A 14,827-nucleotide genomic window follows, 5' to 3' on the forward strand; every position below is an offset into this window, starting at 1 on the left:
TAATTAAGAACATAATACTCAAAAAAACAAAAAAGCGGATGAAATTTTTTTCATCCGCTTTTTACTTTATAGAATCAATGTTGTATTACGGAACTAAAACCGCTCTTCCTTTTATTTGTCCACGTCTTAATTTATCATAAACTTCAAGGGCCTGATCTAAACTGTATTTTTCAATTTCGATATGGATTTTTTTCTGTAATGCCAGCCCAATTACTTCCATTAATTCAGTTCTGGATCCCCAATACGGGTTACTTACGCTTACTCCCACAGGCAATGCGCCTACTTTATAATCATATTCTCCTCCACCTAATCCAACTATTGTTAAATCTCCGTCCAGACCAATAATCTTAGTTCCTAAGGCAACGGTAGATGAAGCGCCTACAAAATCAAGTACTACTTTTGCTTTTTTGATTCCTGTGATTTTTTGTATCTGTTCTGCAGCATCTTTATCAGTAGAATTTACGGTGTGAGAAGCACCTAATTCCTTAGCAAATTGAAGTCTTTCTGGAGTTATATCACAAGCAATAATAGTTGACCCGCACATTTCTGTCAAAATCTGAAGTGCAACATGTCCCAATCCACCTACTCCTATTACAACAACATATTCATCAGGCATTAACTTATGCAGAGAACGCTTAATGGCTGAATATGGTGTCAAGGCCGCATCTGTCAATGGAGCTGCAATAACGGGATCTAAATCATGAATTGGCACTAATAAACGTGACGAAGGTACCAGCATATACTCTGCCATACCACCATTTAAACCAAGTCCACCACCAAAAGGCAGTTCAGAATGATGGTCGCAATAGTTTTCACTGGAATGTTGGCATGGCTTACAATGTCCGCATCCCCAAGGTCCGTAAACTAAAACGGCATCTCCTTTTTTAAAACCTTTTACATCTTCTCCTACCTCTTCGACCCAACCGGCATTTTCATGCCCGAGTGTAAAAGTAACACCGGAAACCAAACCTTCGTCAATTACATGCAAATCAGAATGGCATACTCCGGCACCTCCAATTTTTAATAATACTTCATCTCCTTTAGGTGAAGGTTTTTCTAAATCATTTACAACTCTTACCTCTTTGTTACCAAAAAATCGTACTGCTATCATGAGAATTTATTTAAAAATTATCTCACTAAATTAATCATTATATAAGTAAATACTTATTTTAAATTTATGTTTATGTATTTATTAACTTACAATGTTAAAATTAAAAAATGAACACTTGCTATCAAAGAACAACATAATTCATGGGATTAATATGAGGTATTAATAACAAAAGCCCATTTCTTTCGAAACAGGCTTTTTGTAAAAAAAATAAAAAATAAACTAACACAAAATTTTTAATTGTATCCTTGATTTTGTTGGAATACTTTTTGGTCGATAACGGTTTGCGGAATTGGAAATACTCTTCTAAAAGGCTGAGATGCAGCTTTTGCAGTTCCTGGTAAGTCAAATTTTCCAAAACGAATACTTTGTGGTCTTCTTTGTAATTCCCAGTACAACTCAAAACCTAATTCTTTATACAATTGCTCTGAGTCTAAAGAGGTAAGTGCTTTTCCGGGAGCATTTGCAAACAATGATTCTCTTTTTCTGCTTGTGCGCAGTTTGTTAAGATCGATCATGGCAAGACCTGTGTTTCCTTTTCTGAAATAAGCTTCGGCTCTCATGGCATAAATTCCTCCTAAACGAAATAACGGAATATCAACATTACTGTTACCGTTTCCTCCTTCCGGATCAAATTCATATTTAAAAACACGTGCTCCCTGATTGATTTCGTTTTGGGCGAAAACAGATTTAGTAGGATCAGCAAATGTTAATGATGGTGTAAAATTCATTCTTGTACCGGTACTTTTTTCCATAACTAATGGAGAAACTTTAATACGGTTACCTACCATTTCAAGAGATCCCGAAGCTAATAATACAGGACCATATTGAAGTCCGGCCTGAATTCCTCTGTTAAAATGGAACCAAGGCAACGCCGGGCTGCTTTTAGGTACGATATCTGTTGCCGGAACACTTACATCTGTACCATCGTTCATAAACCATGTACCATCAGCATATTGATAATGTTGTTCAAATCTTGGATCATCATGATTACCGTTCCATGATGCATAGAATTCAGGAGTTATACAAGCTGCATTTGTTCCTCTGTTTGCTGCAGATGTTCTCTGGTTACGCTCCATACATACATAAGCAAAACTGTTTGAACCATTACGGATATAATCTATCTTTTGAGAAATGGCAAAAATAAGCTCTTTACCATTATCGTTATCTCTTGCAAAGTTTTTGAAGAAATCACTTTCTAAACTAAATCTTCCTGAATCGATTAATAACGATGTATAATAAATTACACGATCCATATCAGTTCCTGTTGATCCGGCTACGGCAGCTTCATTAAAATTAAAACCTGAAGTGGCATTGTAACGGTCTTTTAATACGGCACGATTTAAATACATAGTACTTAAAAAAGCATAAGCTGCTTGTTTTGTAAATCTTCCGTGGTGTGTACGCTGTGTCCCAAGATCAGCTAAATTTGGTATTAAAGCCTCGACATCTGTAATTAATTTATCGATCTCCGTTTCGGCTTTTAAAATTTGTAAAGGCGCATCTACATTCAACGGATCTCTAAATGGCGCTTGCCCGTATAGATCTAATGTAGTGTAAGTATAATAAGCTAAAAGTGCTTTTGATTCTGCTACAAATAAAGCCTTTTCCGAAAAAGAAGTTTGTTCTGCCGACTTAATTGCGGTCAATGAACGTGTGATTCCGTTTGTTAGCAAATCCCAGTTACTTACAATAATAGCATTACTTGAAGTCCATGTAAATTCGTGCATGTCCCTCCATTTTCCACCATCTCCCCAGTCACTTCCGCGAGTTGGTAAAATAGCTTCGTCTGTAGTGTATTCCTGCATGGCAAAAACAGCTCCGTGATCTACAAAGGCCCCGTCTCCAAGTCTGTCATAAGCTGCTGCAAGTGCGCCTGCTGGATCTGTAGCATCAGTTCCTAATTTTTCATCTAATACAACTTCATCAAGATCTGTACAGCTGTTTAAAAGAAAAATAAAAGAGAATATTGTTATAATTTTTAGGCTAAAAAATGTCTTTGTCTTCATGATTTATAATTTTAAAGTTGCTCCGAAACTGAACGTTCTCGAAGTTGGATAACTAGCGTAATCAATACCTATAGATTGGTTTCCTCCGTTAGATTTCGGGCTGTTGATCAACGGATCGTAACCTGTATAATTCGTAATCGTAAGTAAGTTTTGACCTGTTACATAAAGTGTTAACCCGTTTAACCAGTTTACTCCTTTTAGATCAAAATTGTAACCAATACGTGCAGTATTCAATCTGATAAAATCTGATTTTTCTAAGAATAATGTTGATAGAGTTGGCGCGTTTGTTGCATTTGCACCAGATTCATAATATCCTGTAGCAACATTTCGGTCAGAAGCCAGGTTGTTTATATTTAAGGCATTCAATCCTGTATTATTCAATAAATAACCTCCGGTTTGACCAATGATAGAGAATGAAAATGTAAAGTTTTTGTATCTCATATCACTATTAAATCCGTAGTAAAAAGTTGGTAACGCCCCTTCGATAATGATTCTGTCGCTGTTATCAATTTTACCGTCTCCGTTTTGATCTTTAAAAATATTTCCTCCCTTACTATCAAAACCAATATGCTCCAGCAAATAAAAAGAACCCGCTGCATAACCGCTTTTGTAAATATTAGCATTGACCCCTGATTGTCCAGGTCCTGAAATAGTTCCTGTCAGGATTTCTGAAACCGGTAAATCTTCAATTATATTTTTTAAGGTTGCCCCGTTCATATCGACATTCCAGGTAAAATTTTTAGTATCAACTAATTTTGACCCTAACATAAATTCAAAACCTTTGTTAACGATTTTTCCGTCGATATTTGTCCAAACTGTTGTTGTTGGTTTTAAAGGACTTGAAGGAACGTTTAAGATTGCATCTGTAGTTGTTTTGTTGAAGTAATCAAGAGTTCCGTACAATTTATCACCCCATAAATTGAAGTCTAAACCTAAATTGTATTGTGTAACTACTTCCCATTTTAAATCAGGATTTGCAGTTCTGGTTACAGAAACTCCGTTTACCAGAGCCAAATCATCATATAAATAATATCCGTCAGGACCAGACAAAGAGTAACTTGCCTTTGTTAGTTTGTTTTGCACTTCCTGATTTCCTGTTTGTCCCCAGCTCGCTCTTAGCTTTAAGTTGTTTATAGCCGTTACGTTTTCTAGGAAACTTTCTTTAAAAACATTCCATCCTAAAGCAAATGAAGGAAAGTAACCGTATTTGTTATTGTCACCAAAACGAGTCGAACCGTCAGCTCTCATAGAAGCTGTTAATAGGTATTTATCGTTGAAAGTATAATTTAATCTTCCAAAGTAAGACTGCAACTCATTTTCCTGAGCATAACCCGTAGTTCCGGATTGTGTTCCTGCAAAACCAGGATTAATAGATGGTTTGATACCAACACCTTGAGCAGAGATTCCGTCGATACTGAAACTTGTTCCTGATCTTTCGAATTTTTGATAAGAGAAACCTCCCAAAACCTCAAATTTATGTTTATCCAGCAATAAATTATATGTCAGATAATGCTCGATTAAAGAGTTCTTTGAATCTAAATTATTTTGAACATATTTCCCTTTTGGATTCAAATCTGTTACGTTAGGATAAATTGTCGTGTTTCTTTCTGCTGTAGAACGATCGATACCAATATTTAATTTATATTCTAATCCGTCAATAATTCTTAACGAAGCTTCAAGATTTCCTAAAACTCTAAGCGTACGCGTTTGATCCTCATAAATACTCAATAAATAAGCAGGATTGTAATGCGCATTCATATTAAAGTTGGTATACTTTCCGTTAGCATCAAAAACTGATCTAGTTGGGTTTGCCATCAAAGTATGTACAATCAACTGACCGTTTGAACCTCCGTCATCACTGGTAGGAACTCCATCATCTTTAGTTTCACTAGCCGTAAGATTCACTTTTACTTTTAAGCGTTTGTTATCCAGAAAAGATTCGGCAGCATTAATTCTGCCTGACATACGTTTAAAATTACTGTTGCGAATAATACCTTCCTGATCCATCTGCGCAATAGAAGCATAATAGTTTCCAGATTCTGTTTGTTTAGAAAAAGACAAAGCATTATTTTTTGTCACTGCAGTTCTGTAAATTACATCTTGCCAATCTGTGTTTCCGCCATGATCAAAAGCTGGTTCTTTAATTGCGCCTCTATATTGGCTTGCACTTAAAACATCCAGTTTATTTGCTACAGTCGAAAGTCCTGTATAAGTATCAAAAGTCAAAGTTCCTTCGCCTTTAGATCCTTTTTTAGTCGTCACTAAAACAACTCCGTTAGATCCTCTTGCACCATAAATAGCTGCTGCAGAGGCATCTTTAAGAACTGTAATAGATTCGATATCACTACTGTTCAAAAAGTTCAACGGGTTTTTTGCTGCAGATGCACCAAAACCAACATTTGTTCCTGATGGACTCACATCGTCGTTTGCCAACGGAACACCATCGACTACGAACAAAGGAGTACTTCCGCTTCTTATAGATCCAACTCCACGAATCGTAACATTTACACCTGCTCCAGGTTCTCCGCTTGTACTTACAACACGAACTCCGGCCACTTTTCCTTGTAATAAATTATCAGGCGAAATATTGATTCCCTGTTTAAAATTTGCTGCCTGAAGTTGCGTAACAGCTCCAGTCACATCTTTTTTAGATTGTTTACCGTAACCTACAACCAAAACCTCGTTTAGCTCAGCTGTATTGGGCTCTAACTGAATGGTCATAAAACTATTTTGTACCACAACTGTTTTCGTTTTATATCCCATGTACGAAACCTCAATTGTTTTTCCTTCACCAACGGTAATTTCGAATTCTCCGTCGAAATTAGAAACTGTAGAGTTTGTAGAACTCGTTTCCATAATTGTTGCGCCAGGAATTGGCACTTTGTTTTCGTCAACGATTTTTCCTTTTACTTTAACCCTTTCAACTACTTTATTACTAACTGTTTTAGGAGCAATTGTTTTCTGGATTAAAACTAATTTACCGTTGATACTGTAATTGAAACTTGCTTTTTTAGATAAATCACTTAAAATAAAAGCAATAGATTCGTTTGTGTAATTTACGGTATAAACAGTATTGTCAGCAATAACAGCTTGTCCGTAACTAAATTTATAGTCCGTTTGCTGTGTCAATTTTGAAAAAATAGAAACAAGAGTTGCTTTTTCTATTTTATTTTTTACTTTTGATTCTCCTGAAAAATTAGTTTTACTGTAACCGCTTTGAACGGCCAGTAACGCCAGTACTAAAAAGACAATTCTCTTTAGATTTAAATAGGTAAGTTTAAAATACATGATTTAAGTTATTGGTTTTTTTACGATACTTAATGATAATTGGCAGTTGTTCTCAGCAACTGCTTTTTTTTGTTTTTTAATCCACTCTTACTATTTCGCCATAAACTTTAAATTTTAGGTTTGTGATATAATTTATTTGCTGCAGAATACTTTCTAACGTCGCATCCTTTTTAATGAATACCGTTAGCGGAGTTGCCAATACACGCTCGTCATTGTATTGAAATAAAACACCGTATTTATATTGTAAAATGGTAATTACCTGTTTTAGCGTAGTTTGATTTAAGGTAATATCTGTATTGTACCAATTGACCAAAAAGGATTTATCTGCCAGTTGTTTGGTTAATTTTTCAGCTGTAAACAAGGCTTCTTCGTTTGGAACCAGATCAACGCTTTGCCCTTTTGCAGAAACATTTACTTTTCCGGTTACAACAATTACTTCACATTTTGATTTTGATAACTGGATGTGAAAGGACGTTCCCACAACTTTTGTTTTTATTTCGCCTGAACTAATAATAAAAGGATGTGTTTTGTCTTTGGCCACTTCAAAAAATGCATTCCCTTTTAGTAAAGAAACTTTTCTTTCGTCGCCCATAAATTTTTCAGGATACTGAAATGATGAATTTGCTGCCAGATAAATTTTCGAGCCGTCACTTAATTCGATAGATTTGGGGGTATCTGACGTTTTAAATGAGACTTGTTTTTCGGCTGTAACGTTTGGTGTATATAAAAATCCTAAACCAACCAAAAAAAGAATACTGGCAGCTGCCATATATTTTAAATAAGGATTAAAAGATTTCTTTTTCCCTATTCTAATTTGAATATTGTCGTATATATTTTGAGAAACTTCATTTGGGTTTCCCATCGAAGTTTCGTCCCAATTTGAGTTTTGATATTCGTTTAAAGCAAAATCATTCAATAGATTTTCTTCTGCTTCAGATGTTTTATTTCGGGAACTTTTATCTATTAAATGTTCTAAGCTATGCTTGATTCTTTTTATCATAATACTTGTTATTACCAATAAGTACCAGAATTGCAAAATCGTACTATGGAGAAATATTATGAAACCATTAACAGAAAGTTATCTTAAAACTTTTGATTCAATATAATGAATGGAGCAAGCCAGGCAAGATCTTTCAAGCCTTCGCGCAATTGTTTTAAAGCTGATGAAATTTGGTTTTTCACCGTTTGTTTCGAAATTCCAAGTTCTTCTGCAATCTGATCGATTGACATGTCCTGAAATTTATACATTAGTAAAACCTCTTTTCGTTTCTCCGGAAGTTTATCTAATAAGGAATAAAGTAAATCTGTTAATTCAGGATCGATCGAGCTGAAATTATCAATAATATAATCTTCGAATTTATCTTCGAGAATCGTCTTGTCAAACCTATTATTTTGATAATGTTTGAAAACCTGATTTTTTACCGCACGAAACAAATAAGGTTCGATCGCATGAATATTCAAGTCATCTTTTCGTTCCCATAAATCAATAAATACATCCTGAACAATGTTCTGTGCCAAGTCTTTATCCTGAGTCATCGTATACGAAAAAGCATTTAGCTTTTTCCAGTAATCGTTATACGTTTTTTCAAATATTTCAGGATTCTTCATAACAAAATTGGGGACTGTTTCGTGATGTAAAATAATAAAATGTTATACCAATGTTTTTTTCCTGAAGGTTAACTTTAAATTAAGGAATGAATTCTTTTGCTTTATTAATACTACTTTTTTGATCTAAAAATGACACTGGGTTTGCGATTTCTTTTTCTTAAACTAACATAAAAATCAGATGTTGATTCTACTTTAGTATTCTCAAAAAAGGCAAACTTCTCATTTGTCAAATCCCCTCTTCTATTTCAGTAATTCTTATTCAAACAATTATGAAACAAACTCTGTTTACATTATTAATTGCCGGTGCCGCAATTAGTAATTCTAATGCCCAAGGCGACAATTTAAAGATCAATCAAATTCAGGTAATTGGTTCTCACAATAGTTACCGCCAGAATATTGAACCGGATTTATACAATTTTATTCAGGCAAAAGATACTTCACGTTCTCTGAAAGGATTGCAATACACGCATATTCCAATTACTGATCAATTGAATAAAGGTTTAAGAAATCTGGAAATTGATGTTCAGGCAGATCCTAAAGGCGGCAAATATGTTCACCCAAAAGGATTGGATATTGCTAAATCAGAAAAAGCTTATGACCCGAACGGAGAGATGAAAAAACCGGGTTTTAAAGTTTTTCATATGATCGATATTGATTTTAGAACCTCTTGTTATACGCTTCAAAATTGTCTTGCCGAATTAAAAAAATGGTCTGATGCCAATCCGGATCACGTTCCGGTTTTTATTACGCTGGAACCAAAAGATGATGACAGTTTTCTAGGTACAAAAGCAGAGAAATTTACACCCGAATTATTTGATGCCTTAGATGCAGAACTTCGTAAAGGTTTAGGAGATAAATTGATTACTCCCGATATGGTGCGAGGAAAATACAAAACGCTGGAAGAAGCGGTATTGCATAATAATTGGCCAACGCTGAAAAAAGCAAAAGGTAAATTTTTATTTATTTTGGATAATAATGGGGCCAAAAGAGATTTGTATGCCCAAAACCATCCATCCTTAAAAGGCCGTGCCGTTTTTATCAACGCTGATCCTGGAAAACCCGAAGCTGCAACATTATTCAGAAACAACTCTGAAGATCCTGAAATCAGCGATTTAGTAAAAAAAGGATATATAATAAGAACCAGAGCCGACTCTGATACTAAAGAAGCCCGCGCAAATGATTATACGCATTTTGAAGCAGCCAAAAAATCCGGTGCACAAGTCATTACAACCGATTATTATTTGCCAAGCACTTTATTCAATTCTCCTTATCAGATAAAATATGATGATGGAACTTATGTGAGAGTTGATCCTGTAAATGGAGCTGAGTAAGTTTTCAGTCTCAGTATTCAGTCTCAGTATTCAGTTTTTGGGGTTAAACCTGACAGGTTTTAAAAACCTGTCAGGTCTACTTTATCGATTTCCGAGTGTGATTTCTCATTCTTCGAAATGACAAAATAAAAAAATCCGTTTAAATCTGCGTTTTCGCTTTAGCGAATCAGCGTCATCCGTGTTCTATTTCTCATTTCAAACTTTTAATCTCGCCACTCTTTAAATCTACACTAAAATGATCTGCCGGAACTTCGTGCATGAATTTATTAAAGATCATCAGAAACAATCGCATTTGGTTTTGCAGCACTTTTTCTTTTGATGCCCCTTCTTTATGATTTTCAAAAAACAATTGAGATATTAGTTTGTATTGTTTTGCCCTTGCGGTTCCCACATCAGCTAAAGCAAGTTCATCGGCACTTCTAAAACGGTAGAAATCTACCAGCAAATCATAACCTGTCCAATTGAAATCTTGTTTTTTTAGCTTATTTTCTGTTAGAAATTTCTCTGCTTTATCTTCAGCTTCTGTCCATTGTTTTTTGAAATTTTCCTTGTTTTTCAGGATCTCATCAAAATCTTTATCAGATTGAATATTAGCCAGAACCAATAAATCTTCACCAGAAACATTCAATATAAAATTCTTGAAAGCTGAAGGCCAATCATCAGCTAAAAATCTTAAACGAATCAATTCCTTCAGGTGAAAATCTGTGAAATCGTGATAATTTTTTGTTTTCAGGATCTCTTTATTCCAAATGTCTTTTGTCTTTTGGCTTTGCAGGAATTTATATTCCATTTTGTACAAATCAAAAAGTTCGTCATATCCCGGAACCTCATCGATTGTAATGGTTTGAATATCGACCAGATTATCTTTTTTGATCGTTAATAATTTATACGCCGGAATATATGCTGCCAGCGATGGCGTCTGGATATTAACCAAAGTATTTCCTTTTGCCGTGGTTCTGGTTCCGGTATCGTTAATATGCATGTGTCCGCCAAAGTGAATCTTCAATCCTGCATCTGCAAAAACCTGCGCCACTTCTTCAACCGGAACGCGGTTCAATTGCCATTTATTTGGTCCAAGAAGTTCTTTTATTTCTGCAGAAGCGTCGTCATTAAAATCAATCATGGGAAAATGACTAAAAGCAATCAGGATTTTACCTTGTTGTCTGGCTTGCTCCGAAATTTCTTCTACCCATTTTATAAGGTGTTTTTTATTCGAAAGTACATTATTATATCCCGTACTGGCTTCTGAATAACTTTTAGAATCTTTGGGATCGCTATCGTTTTTCTTCGGAATATAAACATTGCCGTCAATCGACATTAACCAAAGTCCGTCAACAGGTTCAACGACATAACTCACATCCGGAACTTCAAATCCCGGTGCAACATTATAAACGCGATTTGATAATAAAGCGGCTTGTGAGGCTTTTTCGAAACTATAATCCTGATTGGTATAAGTAGAAAATGGAGTTGCCCAGAATTTGTATTTTTTGTTTGGATAAAAACCAAAGTTTTTCAGATTGTCAGTGATTCCTAAATAACCCATTTTAGCAATATCGGCAGTAATAACTACAGGCTGTTCGATTGTTAAGTTTGGCGTATACAGGCCGACTTTGCTATAAATGGGTTGACTTTTTCCTTCTTTTCCTAAAAAATCTTCTTTACCGGATTCTTGTGCAAAAGGCCCAACAGGATCGTGATTTCCTGTAGTGATGAAAAACTCTATATTGTATTTTTTTCTGTATTGATCTAAGATTTTCTCTAATCCTTTTACGTGAATTGGCTGACCATCATCTGTGTAATCTCCCGGAAGTGCCACATATTTTATCTTTCTTTTTGCGATATCTTCTAGAGCGGCTATAAAAGCAAAATAGTTTTCATTGAAAATTCGGGTCGAATGCAACTGAGACGCCATTGTTCTAATTAACGTATATTTTCCGGTTTTCGTATTCAGAATGCCCTTATAATCGTTATCAGAAAATGTTCCGAATAGATCCTGCAAGTGAACATCAGATAAAAATGCAACCTGAACGCCTTCGAGATTCTTTTGTTTTTGTGCCGAAATACCAGCATTCAATAAAATAAAAAACAGAAAAGTAAAACAATATTTATAAGGAGAATTAATTTTAGAAATCATAGGTTAAGCTTTTGCAAATGAGATTAGGAACGTTTTTAAAACGATTTGCAATTTTATACATTAAAACCTGAAATAGTTTTATGGTAGTGTTACGGAATGATAATTTTTGTTGCTAACTGAGTGCTAGTTTTTTTAGTCTCGAAAAGTCGCGAAGGCGCAAAGTTTTTATTTTTTGTGATAAGTTGAATCAAATATAATTGCACACAAAGAATGATTGTGCAAGGTTAATAATTTTACTAGCGGAAAATAAAAAAACGGAAACCTGTATAAAAAAACAATCTTGCCATTTCTGACAAGATTGTGTTAACCTTTGTCAAATCTACAAGTTTGACAAAGGTTGAAATAAAAACAACTAACAACTATTATTTCTTTATAAAACGTTTCACAGTTCGTTTACCGTCTTTATCAAAAACAATGAGGTAAACACCACGGTTTAAACCGGAAACGTTTATGCTGTTATCTCTGATTTCATGAGTTTTAACTAAACTTCCGGTTTGGGAATCTATAATACTTATATTTCCTCCGGTTAAATCTGTGGTTATAAAAAGGGTATTTTCGACAGGATTTGGATAAATATTTAAAAAATCAGCATCCTTTTCTTCATTTGCAATATCCCATGAATTTTCCGGAACTATTGCTCCTGTTTCGGCTTTTGTAATTCGGATCCAATTAATATTTACACCGCTATTTCGTATAGATATTCCAAAATTATACGTTCCTGCATTTACATTTACAGTCTGAGATACTGTTTGCCATTTTTGCCATCCTCCTGTATTCGGGATATTTACTCTGCCAAACTGAATTGTTGCTTCATTTAGATCAGCTGATATTTTTGCGCCGTTTACAGCACTTGCAACTCTGTATTCAATTAGATAAGCCCCTGATGTTGGAAAATTAATATTGTTATATGTCAGCCAGTCGCCTCTGTCAGTATAGCCTACATGTAAACCCCCGCCAGTATCTGTTGTAGTTTCTGTCTGGATTCCGCTCATTGCAGAATAATCTTCGGCTTGTATTAAACGAGACGTTTGCCCAACTGTTGTCGAAAATAATCTCCATTGTCCCCAGGTCTGGTTATTGTTTTCCCATTGTTGTACATTGGCACCTTCATCAAAATCTCCTCCTGCAACTTCAACTAATTTACCACTGTGTCTGGCAATAAGTTTATAAGATCTAATACCTGCAGCTACTACTACAAACTGTTGACTAGGTGTCCCGCTATATTCATTTTGTACCACATTGGCACCATTGAGTTTACTGGAATTATTTACATCCAGGGACTTATTGCTATTATTAGCAATGATTTTGTACAATCCATGTCCCAAATGGGTAAAAGTAAATTTCTGGTTTGCAGCTGAACGTGAATCCCCTTGAATAATATTAGCTCCATTGGCTGTGCTGCTACCCAAAACAGTCATGTCCATAAAACTGTTTTGGTTTTGTAAAAAGTAAGTTGCATTTCCCAAATCTGTTACACCATTTGCAAGGATACGAACAGAAGTTACTTTATTATTCCAAAACGTATCTAAACAACTATTATTTGAAGTGATTATGGTTGAAGTTCCAGTGAAATTATCATCATGATATAAAATAGCCTGAAACCCCTCTGCTACACGGAGTGAAGAAATATCATCATTTAAAATTCCTAAAGAGTTCAAACGATCCAAATCATAATCTCCAATTGTTAACCCTGCGGAAAATCCTTCATAATTACAATCTTTATAAACCGTAATTACATCGCTTGAAGCGCTTATTGCACTCGGCGGAATAATTCCGGTAATAGAATAGCTTCCAAGTGAATCATAAGAAGAATATCCTCCGGAAACTGGATAGCCTGCTCCTATCCCAATTACTCGTAGAAAATATTTACCTGCAGGTAAGTTTACATTCAAAGAAATATTTAATACAAATGGATCAGGATTATAATACGCATTTATCGCGCTGCCAGAATCGTCAAACAATCTCATTGCAAGGTGAATATTGCCATTTCTCGAAACCGTATTGACATTGATAGCAACATTTCCCCCTTTTGTGGTAAACGTAAACAAATCCTGATCACCCAGAGTAGAAATGATCCCGTCTTTTTTATAAATTATTCCATTCATATTATATTCTATATTAGATGCAGTAGCGGCATTATCTCCATAATCATCAGGTCTAAACCCTATTCCAAATTTAGGACCTGAAATAATTGCAATATCATCTTCCTTGTTACTTGCATTATTATATTCGCCTTTACTCCATTGTACCACTTCTCTGTAATATCCTGTACCCATAATTGGAGCCCAAGATGTTCCGGGTACTCCCACAAAATATTCTGCACCATCTTCAAGCCCATCATGACTAAGGTCGAAGGTATGGCCAACTTCATGTGATGCAACTTCTCCACCGTTTTTACCTGAAAGTTCAAATGCCCAGCAAGGAACATCATTATCCCAATTAAAAGACCCAACATAAGCAACGCCTCCAACTCCTGGTCTGGCTGTCTGTGTTGGAGTTACCACAGTACGCATTCTTCTGTTTTTAGGGTACGAATTATAAACTTCTTCACTTGTAGTTATATTCAGATTAAATGGTCTGTAATCCTCTGCTACTAGTTCCCAGAACTCCAGGATATCAGCATCACTCATTCCGGATGGTGCTGCATTTATGGCGTTTCCATTATTCCAAAGATTTCCCGGAGGCATATAGTACCCGTCAAAATCCAATAATACACAACCTGGTGCACCCGGTAAACTTTGCAAATGCAATAGAGCCGGAGCAATTTCGGCAACTGCTTTACTGGTTACTTTCCCTGGATTTTGAGAAGCTTTCGGATAATCAATACAAATTAGTTTATTGATATCCTCTTTTGAGACATAAGCATTTCCTTGGGCATCTGAATAATATTTGTAGGCCTTTTTTGTTTTATTAAAAATGATATGACCTTCAAGTGATTTATTCTTCACATTTATATAAAAAGAAGATTCGGGAACATCCTTGATTTCTCCAACTAAAAATTCACCGGAGGCATTAGATTCTTTAAAATTTATTTTTGCTGTAAAGGTTTTTGAATTTTCAACCTTAAGCGAAACTGTTTTCTGATTCTTTGCAAGCTCTTTTTTTAAATTCTTCATAAACGTTTTACTCGAACCTAAAGAAGTTTGTGCTGCTGCAAAATTACTTAAGACAATAACAACTATTAAACTCAGCCATAATCGGGTACTGTTTTTCATGTTTATATTATTTAATGTTATATTATTATTTAGAAATAGCAGTTTGTATCGGGATTTTCGAAAGCAATTTATTGAACGTTGCCTAAAAAGTTCCAGTACTCGATCACGGGTTTTCGTCTTCTCTTTTTGTAATT

The 14,827-nt window shown here is 35.1% G+C and carries 8 protein-coding genes; 1 reads left to right on the top strand and 7 read right to left on the bottom strand.

The genetic code is table 11. The features are described 5' to 3' along the window. Positions 1 to 85: 85 nt before the first annotated feature. The 5 genes from BXU01_RS14090 to BXU01_RS14110 form a co-directional block, all read right to left on the bottom strand. On the bottom strand, positions 86 to 1,111 hold the full coding sequence (locus tag BXU01_RS14090; RefSeq protein ID WP_206196622.1) for an NAD(P)-dependent alcohol dehydrogenase: 1,026 nt from the start codon (positions 1,109 to 1,111) through the stop codon (positions 86 to 88). A gap of 233 nt (positions 1,112 to 1,344) precedes the next feature. Further along, positions 1,345 to 3,117 (bottom strand): RagB/SusD family nutrient uptake outer membrane protein, encoded by a 1,773-nt coding sequence (locus tag BXU01_RS14095; RefSeq protein ID WP_083693792.1) that lies wholly within the window; start codon positions 3,115 to 3,117, stop codon positions 1,345 to 1,347. 3 nt (positions 3,118 to 3,120) lie between these two features. Next, complete coding sequence (locus BXU01_RS14100) at positions 3,121 to 6,405, bottom strand: TonB-dependent receptor (RefSeq protein ID WP_083693793.1); 3,285 nt, start codon at positions 6,403 to 6,405, stop codon at positions 3,121 to 3,123. Between the two features lie 76 nt (positions 6,406 to 6,481). After that, on the bottom strand, positions 6,482 to 7,405 hold the full coding sequence (locus tag BXU01_RS14105) for a FecR family protein (RefSeq protein WP_083693794.1): 924 nt from the start codon (positions 7,403 to 7,405) through the stop codon (positions 6,482 to 6,484). Between the two features lie 83 nt (positions 7,406 to 7,488). After that, positions 7,489 to 8,013 (bottom strand): RNA polymerase sigma-70 factor, encoded by a 525-nt coding sequence (locus tag BXU01_RS14110; protein WP_083693795.1) that lies wholly within the window; start codon positions 8,011 to 8,013, stop codon positions 7,489 to 7,491. Positions 8,014 to 8,282: 269 nt separating this feature from the next. Here BXU01_RS14110 and BXU01_RS14115 point away from each other — a divergent pair, with 269 nt between their 5' ends. After that, positions 8,283 to 9,344: a phosphatidylinositol-specific phospholipase C1-like protein gene (locus tag BXU01_RS14115; protein WP_083693796.1), complete on the top strand. Its 1,062-nt coding sequence runs from the start codon at positions 8,283 to 8,285 to the stop codon at positions 9,342 to 9,344. Positions 9,345 to 9,534: 190 nt separating this feature from the next. Here the strand turns inward: BXU01_RS14115 and BXU01_RS14120 are convergent, their stop codons facing one another. Next, positions 9,535 to 11,478, bottom strand: a complete 1,944-nt coding sequence (locus BXU01_RS14120; RefSeq protein WP_083693797.1) for a metallophosphoesterase — start codon at positions 11,476 to 11,478, stop codon at positions 9,535 to 9,537. A gap of 362 nt (positions 11,479 to 11,840) precedes the next feature. Next, positions 11,841 to 14,693: an RICIN domain-containing protein gene (locus BXU01_RS14125; RefSeq protein ID WP_255373772.1), complete on the bottom strand. Its 2,853-nt coding sequence runs from the start codon at positions 14,691 to 14,693 to the stop codon at positions 11,841 to 11,843. Positions 14,694 to 14,827 lie beyond the last annotated feature (134 nt).

Origin of the sequence: [Flexibacter] sp. ATCC 35103, assembly GCF_001975985.1 — a bacterium.
In the GTDB taxonomy this organism is placed as follows: Bacteria; Bacteroidota; Bacteroidia; order Flavobacteriales; family Flavobacteriaceae; genus Flavobacterium.

Excerpts from the sequence above, each read along its gene's own strand:
- BXU01_RS14100 (WP_083693793.1), bottom strand. The coding sequence starts at position 6,405 with ATGTATTTTAAACTTACCTATTTAAATCTAAAGAGAATTGTCTTTTTA.
- BXU01_RS14115 (WP_083693796.1), top strand. The coding sequence starts at position 8,283 with ATGAAACAAACTCTGTTTACATTATTAATTGCCGGTGCCGCAATTAGT.
- BXU01_RS14120 (WP_083693797.1), bottom strand. The coding sequence starts at position 11,478 with ATGATTTCTAAAATTAATTCTCCTTATAAATATTGTTTTACTTTTCTG.
- BXU01_RS14125 (WP_255373772.1), bottom strand. The coding sequence starts at position 14,693 with ATGAAAAACAGTACCCGATTATGGCTGAGTTTAATAGTTGTTATTGTC.
- BXU01_RS14095 (WP_083693792.1), bottom strand. The coding sequence starts at position 3,117 with ATGAAGACAAAGACATTTTTTAGCCTAAAAATTATAACAATATTCTCT.
- BXU01_RS14105 (WP_083693794.1), bottom strand. The coding sequence starts at position 7,405 with ATGATAAAAAGAATCAAGCATAGCTTAGAACATTTAATAGATAAAAGT.
- BXU01_RS14090 (WP_206196622.1), bottom strand. The coding sequence starts at position 1,111 with ATGATAGCAGTACGATTTTTTGGTAACAAAGAGGTAAGAGTTGTAAAT.
- BXU01_RS14110 (WP_083693795.1), bottom strand. The coding sequence starts at position 8,013 with ATGAAGAATCCTGAAATATTTGAAAAAACGTATAACGATTACTGGAAA.